Genomic DNA, 13,925 nt, shown 5'->3' with positions numbered 1-13,925 from the left:
GCGCCACCCGCTGGCCTGCCACTTGATGGTTAGTGTAGCCTTACCTAAGTTTTACTGAGGGCGAGGCGGAGGGTGACGGGTGAGGGCTGTCCTGCGACGGGCGATCTCGGGGCAGCGCCGTGACGTCGTCACCGGCGCCGTGCTGGGGGCGGCCCATCAGGCCGGTGAGGTCATGGTCCCGGTGCTGATCGGCGTGGTCATCGACCAGGGCGTGGCCCGCGGCGACCTGCCCGCGCTGGCGCGCTGGCTCGTCGTCCTCGCCGTGGTGTACGTCGCGCTCTCCTTCTCCTACCGCTTCGGCGCGCGGGCCGGGGAGCGCGCCGCCGAGAAGGCCGCCCACGCGCTGCGGATGGAGCTCGTCGAGCGGGTGCTCGACGCCCGGGGCGGCGCGGAGAACGGGCGCCTTCCCGGCGAGCTGACCAACACCGCCACCGAGGACGCCAAACGGGTCGGCGCGGTCAACATGTCGGTGATGCTGGCGGTGTCCGCGCTGATGGGCATCGTGGTCGCGGCCGTCGTGCTGCTGCGCATCTCCGTGCCGCTCGGGCTGGTCGTGCTGGCCGGCACCCCGCTGCTGCTGTTCCTGGGCCACCTGCTGAGCAAGCCGCTGGAGAAGGCGAGCGAGGACCAGCAGGATCGCGCCGCCCACGCGTCCGGCGTCGCGGCCGACCTGGTCAAGGGCCTGCGGGTGCTCAAGGGCATCGGCGCGGAGACGGCCGCCGTCGCCCGCTACCGCGTCACCAGCGGCGACTCCCTCATGGCCACGCTGCACGCGGCCCGCGCCGAAGCGCTCCAGACCGGTCTGGTCATCGCGCTCACCGGCGTCTTCATCGCCGTCGTGGCGCTGGTCGGCGGGCGGCTGGCCGCCTCCGGCGAGATCACGCTGGGCGAACTCGTGGCGGCCGTCGGCCTCGCGCTGTTCCTCATCGGCCCGCTGGAGGTCTTCGCCTGGGTCAACGCCCAGTTCGCGATGGGCAGGGCCTCGGCGGCCCGCATCGCGGAGGTGCTCGCCGCACCGCACGCCGTCGCCGCCGGCACCTCCGAACCGCCCTCTCCCGTACGCGGCGCGCTCCGCCTCCGCGACCTCGCCCACGACACCCTGAAGGGCGTCGACCTGGAGGTGGCCCCCGGGGAGGTCCTCGGCGTCGCGGCCGTCGACCCGGCCGACGCGCTGGCCCTGCTGCGCTGCCTCGGCCGCACCACCCCGTTCGACGGCACGGCCGAACTCGACGGGGTGGCCCTGGCCGACCTCGACCCGGCCGCGCTGCGCGCGGTGTTACTCGTCGCCGACCACGACGCCGACCTGTTCGAGGGCACGCTGCGCGAGAACGTCGGCCACGCCAACCCTGAGGTGATGGCGGCGGCCGGGGCCGACGAAGTGGCCGACGAGCTGCCCGGCGGCGTCGACGGCCGGATCGCCGAACGCGGCCAGTCGCTGTCGGGCGGTCAGCGCCAGCGGGTCGCCCTGGCCAGGGCGCTGGCGGCCGACCGCGCCGTGCTGGTCGTCCACGACCCGACCACCGCGGTCGACGCGGTCACCGAGGCGCGCATCGCCTCCCGGCTGCGGGAGGTCCGGCGCGACCGCACCACGATCCTGGTCACCACCTCCCCCGCGCTGCTCGCGGTGGCCGACCGGGTGGTGCTGCTCGACGGCGGCCGGATCACCGACGCCGCCCCGCACGCCGACCTGGTCCGCCGCAACGCCACCTACCGGACGGCGGTGCTCGCATGAGCCGCGAACTCCTCCCCGTCGCCACGGCGGCCCGCACCCGCGCGGTGCTGATCGGCCTGATGCGCCCCTATCGCGCGCTGGCCGCCGGCGGGTTCGCCGTGATGATCGTGGCCACCTCGATCGGGCTGCTCACCCAGCCGCTGCTGGGCCACATCGTCGACCTGGTCGCGGGCGGGCAGGCCGCGTCCGCGATCACGATGCCGGTGCTCGGGCTGGTCGCCGTCGCGGTCACCCAGGGCGGCGCGATGACCGTCGGGCTCGCGCTGGTGTCCCGCCTCGGGGAGACCCTGCTCGCCCGGCTGCGCGAGCGGTTCGTCGACCGGGCGCTGCGGCTGCCGCTGGAGCAGGTCGAGCGCGCCGGGTCGGGTGACCTGACCGCCCGGGTGACCGGCGACGTCTCGCTGATCGCCGAGGCGGTCCGGGTCGCGCTGCCGGAGATGGCCAGGTCGGGCCTGGCGATCGTGCTGACGCTCGGGGCGCTGGCGATCCTCGACTGGCGGTTCCTGCTGGCCGCGCTCATCTCGGTGCCGATCCAGTGGCACACCGCGCGCTGGTACGTCCGCAACGCCGGCCCCCTCTACGCCCGGCAGCGCGTGGCGGGCGGCGCGCAGCAGCAGCAGCTCCTCGACACCATCGGCGGCGCGGCGACCGTGCGGGCGTTCCGGCTGGAGGCCGACCACACGGCCAGGGTCGCGCGGCGCTCCACCACGGCGGTCGACCTGACGCTCCAGGGCGTCAACCTGGTGCTGCGCTTCTACAGCCGCCTCCACGTCGCCGAATACGCCGGCCTGGCCGCCGTGCTGGTCGCCGGGTTCCTCATGGTGCGCTCGGGCACGGCCTCGATCGGCACGGCCACCGCCGCCGCCCTCTACTTCCACTCCCTGTTCGCCCCGGTGAACACCGCGCTGGTGCTGATCGACGACGCCCAGTCGGCGGGCGCCGCGCTGGCCCGCCTGGTCGGGGTCATCGACCAGCCGGAACCCGAGCCCCTGGACCGGCCCGTCTCGGAGCGCGTCGAGGTCCGGGACCTCAGCCACGCCTACGACCCCGGCCGCCCGGTCCTGCACGACGTCCACCTGTCGATCGAGGCGGGCGAACGGGTCGCCCTGGTCGGCGCGAGCGGCGCGGGCAAGACGACCCTGGCCCGCCTGATCGCCGGCATCCACCGCCCGCTGACCGGCACGGTCGCCGTCCCCGGCGAGGTCGGCATGGTCACCCAGGACGTCCACGTCTTCGCCGGTCCGCTGGCCGACGACCTGCGGCTCGCCCGGCCCGACGCCACCGACGCCGACCTGCGTGAGGCCCTGACCAGGGTCGACGCGCTGACCTGGGCGGAGACCCTCCCCGAGGGCCTGGACACGGTCGTCGGCGAGGGCGGCCACCGCCTCACCGCCACCCAGATCCAGCAGCTCGCCCTGGCCCGGCTGATCCTGGCCGACCCCCCGGTCGCCGTGCTCGACGAGGCCACCGCCGAGGCGGGCAGCGCGGGCGCGCGGGTGCTGGAGAAGGCCATCGAGACCACCGTCGAGGGCCGCACGGCCCTCGTCGTCGCCCACCGCCTCACCCAGGCGGCGGCGACCGACCGCGTCGTCGTCATGGACGGCGGACGCATCGTGGAGAGCGGCCCGCACGACGAGCTGCGCTCCTCCGGCGGCCGGTACGCCTCCCTCTGGGAAGCGTGGTCCGGAGTCCGCCCCGGTAATGGAAACCCCCTCGAATAAGGAATTTCGATGCTCGGCACAACGAGAGGCATCCGGTTCGCCGCGGTGCTCGCCTCCTCCCTCCTGCTCGGCGCCATCGCCGCCTGCGGGTCGTCGTCGGAGACGGCAACCCCCGCCGCGTCGGCCCCGGCCGCCCCTCCGGCCGGGACGACGGCCCCCGCCGCCGCCTTCCCCGTCACGATCGAGCACAAGTTCGGCTCCACCACCATCCCGGCCGCGCCCTCCCGCGTCTTCACGGTCGGCCTGACCGACCAGGACGCCGCCATCGCGCTCGGCGTCGTCCCGGTCGGCACCACCAACTGGTTCGGCGGCTTCCCCGGCGCGGTCGGCCCGTGGGCCACGCCGAAGCTGAACGGCGCGCCGGTCCCCACGCTGCTGGAGGACCCGGGCACCGGCCCGCAGGTCGAGAAGATCGCGGCCCTCAAGCCCGACCTGATCCTGGCCCTCTACTCGGGCCTGACCAAGGAGCAGTACGAGACCCTGTCGAAGTTCGCCCCCGTCGTGGCGCAGCCCGCGGCGTACAACGACTACGGCATCCCGTGGCAGGAGCAGACCACCACCATCGGCAAGGCGCTCGGCAAGGAGACCGAGGCGACCGCGCTGGTCGCCGAGGTCGAGACCAAGTTCAAGACGATGGCCGCCGAGCACCCCGAGTTCGCCGGCAAGAAGGCCGTCGTGGCCACGCCCTACGAGGGCTTCTTCGTGTACGGCAGCCAGGACACCCGCTCCCGCAACCTGGTCTCCCTCGGCTTCAGCCTGCCCGAGGACCTCGACTCGGTGATCGGCGACAAGTTCGGCGCCAGCATCTCCAAGGAGCGCGCCGACCTCCTCGACCAGGACCTCATCATCTGGACGGTGCCCGACACGACCAAGGACGTCGAGACGCTGCACAAGGACGAGGTCTACAAGGACATGAAGGTCACCAAGGAGGGCCGCGAGGTCTTCGTCGGTGAGAGCACCAACTACGGCGTGGCCTTCTCCTTCGTGACGGTGCTGTCGCTGCCCTACGTCCTCGACCGGCTGGTCCCCCAGCTCGCCCAGGCCGTCGACGGCGACCCCGCGACCAAGGTGGAGCCCGCCGCCGACTAGGCGTCGTCCACCCTGAGACGACCGGAGGCCGGGCCCGCGCGGGCCCGGCCTCCTTCGTGATGGATCTAGGATTTCGACGCATGTGGACGCGTGGGGTGGCTGCCGTGGCTTTGGCGCTGTTACCGACGGGCATGGCCTATTTCGGGGCGGCGCTCATCACGTACACGGGCTTCTATTACGACATCTCCGTGCGGGACGGGATCGGCTTCTTCTCCCTGGCGCAGGGGATCGGCGTCGGGTATCTGAGCTCGGCGGTCTTCGACGTGGCGGTGACGGTCCTGCACGCGGAGATCCTCACGATCGGTTTCGCGCTGCCGGCGGTGCTGGTCGTCGCGGCGACGGTCTGGCGGCGGCCCCGCCTCACCGGTGTCGTGGCCGGGGCGCTGATCGTCCTCGCGACGGCGAACGCCGGCGCCAACCTGGTCGCCCTGTTCTCGGATCTGTCCGTGTGCCCGCCCTCGGGTGACCACGAGTCGGCCTGCTACCGGGGCGCCGGAGCGACGCCTTTCGTCCTCTACGCCCCGGCCTACGCCCTGGCCGCCCGCCTGCTGCCGGCCCGGCGTCACGACGGCGAGCAGCAGGCCGGAGCGTCGGCCTCGACCGTGTAGACCTCCCACGGCCGCGTCCTCACCGGGAGCTGGGGTCATGACGGCTGCCAGCGGCAGATCTGTTTCGAGGTGAGCTGGGCGCCCATGCGCTCGTAGAACCGCCGCGCGCCCGCGTTGGCCTCGCCGACCTCCCAGCGGATCACCCGGCCCTTCGCGATCTCCGCGGCGGCGCGCATCAGCCGCTCCCCGACGCCCTGGCCGCGGGCCGCGTCCACGACGAACAGGTCGTCGAGCGCCAGGTAGTCGTCGCCGGACCAGAAGCTGATCCGCTCCAGCCAGGAGACGTAGCCGACCGGCCGGCCGTCCCGCTCGGCGAGCAGGTAGGTGACGTCGGGGCGGCGGAGCGCCGCGGCGAGGTCGGCGGCGGTCGCGGTGACGGCGTCGGGGTGGCCCTGCTGCTCGGCCAGCGCGCGCATCAGGCCGTGGACGGTGGCCGCGTCCCCGGGTCCGGCGCGCCGGATCGTGACGGTCACCGGGTTCCTTCCGACGGTTGTCCGTGTTCGGCGTGGCGGCCGTGGTCGGTCACCTGGGCGTCGAACCAGGCGTGCAGGGCCGTGATCAGTGCCGGGTCGGTGGTGCGGTAGGTGATCCGGGCGCCGCTGGGCACCTCGGCGTAGCGGACGTCGACGGCGCCGTGCCCCTGCTGGAGCTGCCGCAGGCCGGGCATCTCGCCGCCGTGGATGAAGGCGGGGTCGCCGTAGTCGCCCCGGGCGAGGCGGGCGGCCTCCTCGGCGAGGTGGGCGCGGATCAGCGTGACCTGCCGCACGTCGGCGGGGTCGTCGGAGGTCACCGTCTGCACCCCGCCCGAGGCGGACGGCGCGAAGCGGTGCGTGGTGACCTCCAGGTCGAACGGCATCACCTCGCGGCCCCTGGAAGCGACGCCGGCCCGCCGGTCCATGCCGGCGTACACCCCGGCGGCGACGGCGAGCACACCGGCGAGGGCGGCGAGCAAGAGCGTCCGTCTACGTCTCATCCATGGCCTCCGTGAGAATCGTCAGGGCGCGCAGCACGTCGGCGCGTTCACCCTCCGGGACGCGGTTCATGACGGCGGCGAAGCGCCGTCCCCTGGCCTCGGCGAGCCGTTCGGCCGCCTCGGCCCCCTGCGGCGTGAGCCGGACCAGGACGCCGCGCCCGTCGTCGGGCGCCGGGGTCCGCTCGGCCCAGCCCCGGTTGATGAGCTGGGTGACGAGACGGCTGGTGCTGCTCTTCTCCAGCCGGAGCCGCTGGGTCAGCTCGCTCTGCCGCAGCGCGCCGTCCCTGGCCAGCTCGCCCAGCGCGTGGGCCTCGGACACCGGGACGGGCTGCCCGCAGGGGGTCCGGTCGGGCTGGTGAAGGCCGAACGCCCGCACGAAGCGCGCCACCGCCTCCTGAAGGTCCCGCTCCTCCGACATGGTTCGACCATACAACCATTTTCCCGAAGCCGCAGAGGGGCTTGACTGCGACGATTATTCCTACATACAAAGTAGGAATAATCTGAAAAGGAGATGTGGTGCGGTCACTCATCCTGCTGGCACTGGTCGGGTTCGCCGCCCAGCTCGTCGACGGCGCACTGGGCATGGCCTATGGCGTCACCTCGACCACCCTGCTGCTCGCGATCGGCACCAACGCCGCCGCCGCGTCCGCCACCGTGCACCTGGCGGAGATCGGCACCACCCTCGCCTCCGGCATCTCCCACTGGCGCTTCGACAACGTCGACTGGAAGGTCGTCGCGAAGATCGGCATCCCGGGGGCCGCCGGCGCCTTCGCCGGCGCGACGTTCCTCTCCAGCCTCTCGACCGAGGTCGCGGCGCCGATCATGTCGATCATCCTGCTGTCGCTGGGCGTCTACATCTTCATCCGCTTCACCGCGTGGGGTCTCCCGCGCGGCAACCTGGGCAAGCCGCTGCGCAAGCGCTTCCTCGCCCCGCTCGGCGTCGTCGCCGGATTCGTGGACGCCACGGGCGGCGGCGGCTGGGGCCCGGTCGGCACCCCGGCCATCCTCGCCAGCGGCCGCATCCCCCCGCGCAAGGTCATCGGCTCCATCGACACCAGCGAGTTCCTCGTCGCCATCGCCGCCAGCCTCGGCTTCCTCGTCGGCATCGGCTCGGAGAACATCGACTTCGCCTGGGTCGGCGTGCTGCTCCTGGGCGGCGTCATCGCCGCGCCGATCGCCGCCTGGCTGGTGCGGCACATCCCGCCGCGCATCCTCGGCTCCGCCGTCGGCGGCGTCATCATCCTCACCAACGTCCGCACCCTGCTGCGCAGCGACTGGATCGACGCCTCCGGCGGAGTGCAGGCCGCCGCGTACCTCACCATCGCGGTGCTGTGGGCCGCCGCCATCGCCTACTCGGTCAAGGAGTACCGCAAGGACAAGGAGTACGAGTCCGGCCGGGCCGTCGAGGAGGAGGCCCGCCGCCGCGCCGCCGAGGAGGGCGAACGCGCGCCCGCCTGACCACCACCCCGTTCACGACTCAGCCCGGTCTCCGTCGGAGCCGGGCTGAGCCCATTGGCCCACGTGCTCGAAAGGCGGTAAGAATGGTGTCGCGCTCGAGGTCAGGCCCGCCGGAGGCCATCTGATGCGCATCTCCGCCCGCACCCAGTACGCGCTGCGCGCCATGGTCGCGCTGGCCGCCGGCGACGGCCCGCTGCCCGCCGCGAGGATCGCCACCGAACAGGACATCCCCCGGCGCTTCTGCGACAACATCCTCCTGCACCTGCGCCGCGCCGGGCTCATCCAGAGCGCCCGCGGCCCGGAAGGCGGCTACTGGCTCGCCCGCGCCCCGGAACTGATCTCCATGGCCGACGTCATCTACGTGACGGAGGGCGTCGAGCCGCCCGCCGTCTTTCCCGGCGTCTCCGGGCCCTTGACCGAGATCTTGGAAAAGGTGCACGACCACGAGAAAGCCCTCCTCCAGGAGATCACTCTGGCCGCCGTGGTGAAGGCCTCCCGCCCGGAGACGAAGTGGCGTCTGCCGGCGCCCCGCCCCGTCGAATGACTTCTCACGCCCGACTCCGGGCGGTCGCCGCGCCGGTGAGACGGCCTGCGCGATCCGGTCAGTCCATGTCAGCGATCACGGGGCGGCAGAGTCGCTATGCCGGGCAGGTGGCAGTGGGAGCTGGATTGATGACGTGGCCGATCACGTCGTCGGGATTCGCCCGGCGGAGGAAATCCTCGATGCGGTACGCGAACGGAGGCATGGAGGGGCGGAATTCGGCGACCGCGAACACATAGGTCCAAGCGCGGAGGCGGTCGGGGTCGAGGAGTTCGTGGTCGCGCAGTTCGACGAGGCGATCTTCGATCGTGGCAGGGCCGTCCTGGACGGCGACCCAGAGCGCGGCTTCAGCGTTGAAGTCGCCGATGGCGCCGAGGGGGTCGATCGCATACCAGCCGTGAGGGCCCTGGAGAACGTTCTTGGGCTGCAGGTCGGCGTGGAGGATGTCACGGGTGGTCGTGGTGCGGAGGAGTACGTCGAGGACCTTTTCGGCCTTCTCGATGGAGGCCAGGTCACCGCTGTAGTTGCCGTCGGCGAAATGTTGCCGGGCCCAGTCGAGCCGCATCCTCGCGACCTGGGACATGTCCCTGAGCCGGGGGCCGAGCGAGGGAGCGGAGCATTTGAGGCGACGCAGCAGGTCACCGTATTTCTGGCTGTCTTCGGAACCGCTGGCCGCCCAGGCGGTCGTGCCGGGGAGGATCCGGCTCATCAGGAAGACGCCGGAGCTGGTCGCGCTCCGGAGGACCTGAGGAGCCGCCGAGGTGGAATGCAGTCGTTCCAGCTGGCGGATCTCGGAACGCCCGGCCGCCTTGTCCAAGGGGATCTTCAGGACGGCGGGTGTGCCCTCGGGCGTCGTGCAGAAGACACAGCAGGACATGGCGCCGCCTTCGGCCATCCCCTGGAGGTGCAGGTCCCAGCGCCGGGCGTACAGCCTGATGCGACGGGGCAGCGCCGTGAGCAGGCTGTGGGCGTTGTCCTCGCCGTAGAGGAAGACGATCCCCTTGATCAGCCGCGCGGGGATCTCGAAGTCGTTCATCATCTGAGCGCTCCTTTGAGCTGCGAGACCACGGCTTCGATGTCGGTGAGGTCGTTGTAGACGTGGGTGGCGATGCGCAGGATGCATTCACCGTCGGCGCCAGGTCCGACCCAGGGGCGGATCCCCGCCCGAGTCATCAGCTCTTTCACATCGGAGACGGTCAGCCGGTCGAGGACGAAAGCGCGGAGCCGAGGGGGCTGGTAGGAGGGTGTCGCAGTGGGCCGGGCGCCGATGGAGGTGAGCGCTTCCACGGCCGCGTCGCCGAGGCCTGCACACTCCTCCCAGGCGCCTCGGCCGGCCCATTGGCGCCACTGCTCGACCGCGACCGGCAGGGAGAGCCGGGAGACAGGGTCGAAGGTTCCCGGCCAGGAGAAACGTTCGACGAGATCGGCGGCGTCCCAGGTGAGTGAGACCTCGGCCGGTCGGACGGTTTCGATCAGGTCGTCCTTCAGCCAGAGGAAACCGACGGGGCGGAGCGTCGGGAACCATTTGTGGACGGTGCCGAAGATGGCGTCGGCGTCCCAGCCGCCAGGGTCGAACGGCACATGACCGGGTCCGTGGGCGGCATCGAGGACGAACCGCCCGCCGCGATCGTGTGCCCAGGCGGCGAGTTCGCTCACGGGAAAGCGCACCGCCGAGGAGGAACTCACCAGGCTCGTCTGCAGGTAGGCGATGTCACCCGGGACAGCGGCCTCCATCTGTTCGATCAGCTGCTCCGGCCCGTCGAACGGCAACCGGACCGGGATCCGGATCATCGTCGCCCCGGACCGTTCGGCCGCGACCTCCCATGCGCGCAGGATCGACGAGTATTCGGTCTCCAGCGCGACCACCGTCGACGACTCGTTCAAGGCGGCCGAGGAGATGATGGCCGCGGCCCCGGACGTGGCGTTCGTGCAGAGGGTCATGCCCGCAGGGCGCAGACCGATCGTCTCGGCGAGCAGTTCGGAATGCCGCCGGAGCGGTCCGAGGAGTGCCGCGCCCAACCGCGCGGTCGGGTCGGAGTCGATCTCGTACTGCATCGCCTGGGCCGCGGAGATGACCCGGCGGGAGGCAAGGCCGTACGACGCGTGGTTGAGCATGACGATGCCCGGCGCCAGGGAGAACTCGTCTTGGGAGAGGTCCTTCACGACTTGCCCGAGAGTACGGAACGGAGGCTCGCGAGGTCGGGGACGTCGAACCGGAATATCGCGTCCGCGGCGACGGCCTCGGCCATAGTCACATTCAGGTTCTCGACCGAGAAGTGCACCGGGTCCCAGCCCGGCCGGTGAGTGGAGAGCACCTGAAGACAGCCGGCCAGCATCTCCTTCCGCCGTGGGTCCACCATGTCCCGATCGCAGGCCGCCATCAGTTCGGCGAGCATCGATTGGCCGACCTGCCAGCCGTGCAGGTCCTCGAGCTCGCGGAGTTGGCAGGCGAGCGTGATGACGGTCTGGGTGAGGGAGTGGTCGGCGGAGGCGTCGAAGTAGCGCGCCAGCACCCGGGCGCCGTCGGCCACCCTGCCCTGCAGGGCGAGCACCCTGCTGGAGTCGCGGAGGTGCCAGGGGCTCTCGCTCGCCACACCGGAAATGCTGGAATTGTGGGCGAGTTCCTCGAGAAGCTGCTGGGCACGGTCGAGTTCCAGGCAGGCCATCGCTTTCTTGCTCAGCCAGTGCACGGCTTCGTATTCGGCATAAGGATGATTTCGGTCCCGTGCCACTTCTATCGCCCTGATCAGCCAGACCTCGGAGGAGGCATGATCAGAGGCCGCCAGGTGAGCCAGCCCCCGATGACCATGCGCCCGGGACTGCAGCTCGGGGTTGCCGCTCATGGCCGCGACCATATCGCAGAGCTCGATGCAGCGCCCGGTGTCCTGCACGGGACCACATAGTGCGATTTCGGCACGCAACATCAGCGTTTCGGCCAGAACCTCGGACGGTCCGGCCTGCGTCGCTTCCAGCTGTTCCAGGAGTCGTTCGCATTCCTCCCAGCTGTTGGTCATGCGCAGATTCCGCGCCCACCACAACCGGACCGCGTCCTCCCGTTCACGCTCCACCGAATTCGAGCGAGCCCATTGCAATCCGGCGGCGCAGGCGGAGGCCGCACCGACGTGATCCCCTTCAGCGGCCAAATATTCGGCCAGCAATCCGTACGCCTCCAGGGTTCCGTCCGCGTCGACCGCGATCCGGGCGAGTTCCGTTGCCTTGGAAACGGCGCCGAGCACGAACTGACGACGGCAGGCGGTGACGGCGAAGTCGTAGGTTTTCTCCTGGCGGCCGGCGGCCAGGGCCACGGCGACCGCGCGGACCTGCAATTCGTCATCCCAAGGAGACTCGTCCTCCAGAATCTCCATCAGTTTCTGATGCTGACGCCGCCAGCGCGGGCCGTTCAACGCTCCGCGTTCGCGCAGGACTTCGGCCAGAAGAGGATGGTGAATCGTGTAGCGGTCATGCTGACCGCGCGGGTCGGCGGGCCGGACCAGGCCGTGGTTCTGCATGAGCGCGTCCAGGCGCTCATAGACGTCGTCGATGTCGAGACGGGCGAGCCGGGCCAGATATTCGACTTCGAAGCTGTACCCGATCAGCGCCGCGGTTTCCAGCAAACGCTGGTCGGCGGAGGTGAGAAAAGAGAGGCGTTCGTCCAGGACCGCGGTGATCTGCGCCGGAGTGCGCGCGTGTGCCGCCACCGCATGGTCACCGAGTTGCACCAGGGATTCGGCGAACAGCGGATTGCCGGCGCTCAGGCGCACGATTTGCCGCACTGAACGCGCGGATAAGGACGGTCCCGTTCCTTGATGCGAAGCCTGGCGGATGAGCAGTTCGGTGTCCTGTCCCGAAAGCCTCTTCAGGTCGATCTCGGCACAGCTGGGCCGGTAGCGGCGCAGCCGGAACACCGCGCGCCGCAAGGGGTGGGTCTCCGCGTTCTCGCCGGCCCCGAGGTGGTCGGACCGATACGCGAGGACCAGCATGAGCGGGCCTTCGACGCGCAGGGCCATCGTGATCAGCAGATCGATCGTGGCGGTGTCCGCCCAGTGCAGGTCGTCGAGGACGAGGAGCAGAGGTCCTCGTTCCGTCAGTCCCTCCACGAAACGGATCAACTGATCGAGCTGGCTGTTCATGTTGAGGGACGACTTCCCGGACTCCACAACGGCCTGGCCGGTCCTTATCCCGGCCGCGAGGATGCCCCCCACCACCGGGACGGATTCGATCCAGTCGGGCGCGTGCTGGCGGAAGGAGTCGGCGATGCGGTAAAGCAGATCCCGGGATCCGGAACGGTCGGCGCGCAGCGCGAGCGACCGCAGGCACTCGCGAACCGCCTGAAAGGAATCGGAGGCGAGCGAGTTCAGCATCGCCTGCCCATAACCGACCAGAAGCTCTTCTTCGGGATAAAGACCGGCGGCGATTTCGGTGAAATCATGGAGGAGCCGGGTCTTGCCGACACCCGCCTCACCGCGCAGGACGACGACGTTGGCGACGCGATGCCGCACCGTCTGCTCAAGCTGATCGAGAAGGGTGGCGCGCTCATGTTCACGATCAACCATCTGGGCGCTTATAGCCGGTCCCGACAACTGCCGCCACCTCCGTGTGTCAGTAGCCCGCGTCGAGAATAGGCGTAATCCAGGCAAATCCATCACACGGCTCGAGGCCGTGTCAAGGAAGATTCTCAAAGGCGTTGAGGGCTGTGAACAGGGCTTCCGTGTATCGCGAAGATTGTCCACCATTGTGTGGCAGGCTCGACTACGGAAACATCGGCTGACCGTCGGTCCATTGGCAGTTCGCCCGAATTCGCCCCTGACGGGACCGCCACCGATCGGATCATCACGCGATCACCACGGATACCGCCGATGGCGAGGAGCACCATGACGACCGACGACGGCAGCAGGATCGACGCTGTCCTCCCTGTGGCCACCCACGACTGGGAGCGATTCGAGAGGTTGCTCCATCCGAGCCTGGCCACATTCGGGAGTGAACTCATCGGGACCTGCTGGGTCGTGGTGCCGCCGTCTCTGGTCAATCAGGCGACCAAAAGATGCCCCCGTGGGCCTTATCACGTGGTGTGCGAAGACGAGGTGGTGCCCGGCCTGAGCCGCTTGTGCGAACGCGACTGGTTCAAACAACAGGTCGTCAAGCTCGCGATTTCCTCATTCGTGAACAGTGACTTCTATCTCGCTCTGGACGCGGATGTTCTCCTGGTCAAGAAAGCGAAGGTCGCTGATTTCGTCACCGACGGCCGCGCCTGGTTGTGCGCCACAGATACCGGGATCCACCCCGAATGGTACGAATGGTCGTCCGCCGTCCTGCGGACGACGTGGAACGGTGGATATCTCGGTTTCACACCGGGGTTGTTCAACGTGGACGCCGTCAACCGGATGTTCCGGTACATCTGCCGGATCGCACGTCCGGGAGCCTGGAAGAGCGTCCCCACCCACCGGCTCGCCGTCGACGCTCTCATCGACCTCCTGCCGTGGACCGAGCATGCGCTGTACGGGATTTTCCTCCAGACCATGGGCTGCCTGGAGCAGTACCACTACGTGACATCCCAGTCCTTGTACGAGAACTCGGTGTGGCGGCCGGGCGGTTTCGACCCGTGGGACCCGTCACAGAGCTTCCGCTCCGATACGGATTTCTTCTTCTCCGTGGTGCAGTCCACCGCTGACGTGCCGGTGGAGGCCGTCTGGGAACGGGTCGCCCCGTACCTGGGAAACGGCCAGTTCGTGAACAACGGCCAAGTGACCAGGCCGTTGTCCAGCGGATTCTGAGGCACCGGGCGGTTCACCACAGAAGGCCGGGT

13 protein-coding genes are annotated in these 13,925 nt (G+C 70.1%); 7 read left to right on the top strand and 6 right to left on the bottom strand.

All coding sequences use genetic code 11. The features are described from left to right. The first annotated feature begins 79 nt into the window (after positions 1-79). The 4 genes from AW270_RS01090 (at position 80) to AW270_RS01075 (ending at position 5,150) form a co-directional block, all read left to right on the top strand. On the top strand, positions 80-1,732 hold the full coding sequence (locus AW270_RS01090; protein ID WP_061289311.1) for an ABC transporter ATP-binding protein: 1,653 nt from the start codon (positions 80-82) through the stop codon (positions 1,730-1,732). After that, complete coding sequence (locus AW270_RS01085) at positions 1,729-3,453, top strand: ABC transporter ATP-binding protein (RefSeq protein ID WP_061289308.1); 1,725 nt, start codon at positions 1,729-1,731, stop codon at positions 3,451-3,453. The genes AW270_RS01090 and AW270_RS01085 overlap by 4 nt, the downstream gene beginning before the upstream one ends. 9 nt (positions 3,454-3,462) lie before the next feature. Beyond that, positions 3,463-4,542: an iron-siderophore ABC transporter substrate-binding protein gene (locus AW270_RS01080; RefSeq protein WP_061289305.1), complete on the top strand. Its 1,080-nt coding sequence runs from the start codon at positions 3,463-3,465 to the stop codon at positions 4,540-4,542. Between the two features lie 104 nt (positions 4,543-4,646). After that, a complete protein-coding gene (locus AW270_RS01075; protein ID WP_157521599.1) occupies positions 4,647-5,150 on the top strand; it encodes a hypothetical protein in 504 nt (167 codons plus the stop codon). A 35-nt stretch (positions 5,151-5,185) separates the two neighbouring features. Here AW270_RS01075 and AW270_RS01070 read toward each other — a convergent pair whose 3' ends face one another. From AW270_RS01070 to AW270_RS01060, 3 genes are read right to left on the bottom strand one after another with little or no spacing between them, the layout of a single operon-like run. Further along, positions 5,186-5,623 carry a GNAT family N-acetyltransferase gene (locus AW270_RS01070; protein ID WP_061289299.1) on the bottom strand — a complete coding sequence of 146 codons (438 nt, stop codon included), beginning with the start codon at positions 5,621-5,623 and terminating at the stop codon, positions 5,186-5,188. Beyond that, the gene (locus AW270_RS01065; protein ID WP_063819046.1) at positions 5,620-6,123 is read right to left on the bottom strand and encodes a hypothetical protein; all 504 of its coding nucleotides are present in this window, start codon (positions 6,121-6,123) and stop codon (positions 5,620-5,622) included. Before AW270_RS01065 ends, AW270_RS01070 begins: the two co-directional genes overlap by 4 nt. Continuing rightward, on the bottom strand, positions 6,113-6,541 hold the full coding sequence (locus AW270_RS01060; RefSeq protein ID WP_061289293.1) for a MarR family winged helix-turn-helix transcriptional regulator: 429 nt from the start codon (positions 6,539-6,541) through the stop codon (positions 6,113-6,115). The genes AW270_RS01065 and AW270_RS01060 overlap by 11 nt, the downstream gene beginning before the upstream one ends. 98 nt (positions 6,542-6,639) lie before the next feature. On the opposite strand from AW270_RS01060, the gene AW270_RS01055 reads away from it, so the two are divergent. Next, positions 6,640-7,581, top strand: a complete 942-nt coding sequence (locus tag AW270_RS01055) for a sulfite exporter TauE/SafE family protein (protein ID WP_061290122.1) — start codon at positions 6,640-6,642, stop codon at positions 7,579-7,581. 124 nt (positions 7,582-7,705) lie between these two features. Further along, a complete protein-coding gene (locus AW270_RS01050) occupies positions 7,706-8,125 on the top strand; it encodes an RrF2 family transcriptional regulator (RefSeq protein WP_061289291.1) in 420 nt (139 codons plus the stop codon). Between the two features lie 94 nt (positions 8,126-8,219). Here the strand turns inward: AW270_RS01050 and AW270_RS01045 are convergent, their stop codons facing one another. The 3 genes from AW270_RS01045 to AW270_RS01035 are packed head-to-tail and all read right to left on the bottom strand — an operon-like array spanning position 8,220 to position 12,675. Then, on the bottom strand, positions 8,220-9,161 hold the full coding sequence (locus AW270_RS01045) for an aminoglycoside phosphotransferase family protein (protein WP_169807235.1): 942 nt from the start codon (positions 9,159-9,161) through the stop codon (positions 8,220-8,222). Further along, positions 9,158-10,285 (bottom strand): aminotransferase class V-fold PLP-dependent enzyme, encoded by a 1,128-nt coding sequence (locus AW270_RS01040; RefSeq protein ID WP_061289285.1) that lies wholly within the window; start codon positions 10,283-10,285, stop codon positions 9,158-9,160. Before AW270_RS01040 ends, AW270_RS01045 begins: the two co-directional genes overlap by 4 nt. After that, complete coding sequence (locus AW270_RS01035) at positions 10,282-12,675, bottom strand: ATP-binding protein (RefSeq protein WP_061289282.1); 2,394 nt, start codon at positions 12,673-12,675, stop codon at positions 10,282-10,284. The genes AW270_RS01040 and AW270_RS01035 overlap by 4 nt, the downstream gene beginning before the upstream one ends. Positions 12,676-12,993: 318 nt before the next feature. On the opposite strand from AW270_RS01035, the gene AW270_RS01030 reads away from it, so the two are divergent. Next, positions 12,994-13,893, top strand: coding sequence for a DUF6492 family protein (locus AW270_RS01030; protein ID WP_157521598.1), 900 nt, complete (start codon positions 12,994-12,996; stop codon positions 13,891-13,893). Positions 13,894-13,925: the final 32 nt, after the last annotated feature.

Source organism: Herbidospora cretacea (assembly GCF_001570605.1).
Classification (GTDB): domain Bacteria; phylum Actinomycetota; class Actinomycetes; order Streptosporangiales; family Streptosporangiaceae; genus Herbidospora; species Herbidospora cretacea.
This window is presented reverse-complemented; position numbering and strand designations above follow the sequence as displayed.

Excerpts from the sequence above, each read along its gene's own strand:
- AW270_RS01080 (WP_061289305.1), top strand. The coding sequence starts at position 3,463 with ATGCTCGGCACAACGAGAGGCATCCGGTTCGCCGCGGTGCTCGCCTCC.
- AW270_RS01045 (WP_169807235.1), bottom strand. The coding sequence starts at position 9,161 with ATGATGAACGACTTCGAGATCCCCGCGCGGCTGATCAAGGGGATCGTC.
- AW270_RS01085 (WP_061289308.1), top strand. The coding sequence starts at position 1,729 with ATGAGCCGCGAACTCCTCCCCGTCGCCACGGCGGCCCGCACCCGCGCG.
- AW270_RS01065 (WP_063819046.1), bottom strand. The coding sequence starts at position 6,123 with ATGAGACGTAGACGGACGCTCTTGCTCGCCGCCCTCGCCGGTGTGCTC.
- AW270_RS01030 (WP_157521598.1), top strand. The coding sequence starts at position 12,994 with ATGACGACCGACGACGGCAGCAGGATCGACGCTGTCCTCCCTGTGGCC.
- AW270_RS01050 (WP_061289291.1), top strand. The coding sequence starts at position 7,706 with ATGCGCATCTCCGCCCGCACCCAGTACGCGCTGCGCGCCATGGTCGCG.
- AW270_RS01060 (WP_061289293.1), bottom strand. The coding sequence starts at position 6,541 with ATGTCGGAGGAGCGGGACCTTCAGGAGGCGGTGGCGCGCTTCGTGCGG.
- AW270_RS01035 (WP_061289282.1), bottom strand. The coding sequence starts at position 12,675 with ATGGTTGATCGTGAACATGAGCGCGCCACCCTTCTCGATCAGCTTGAG.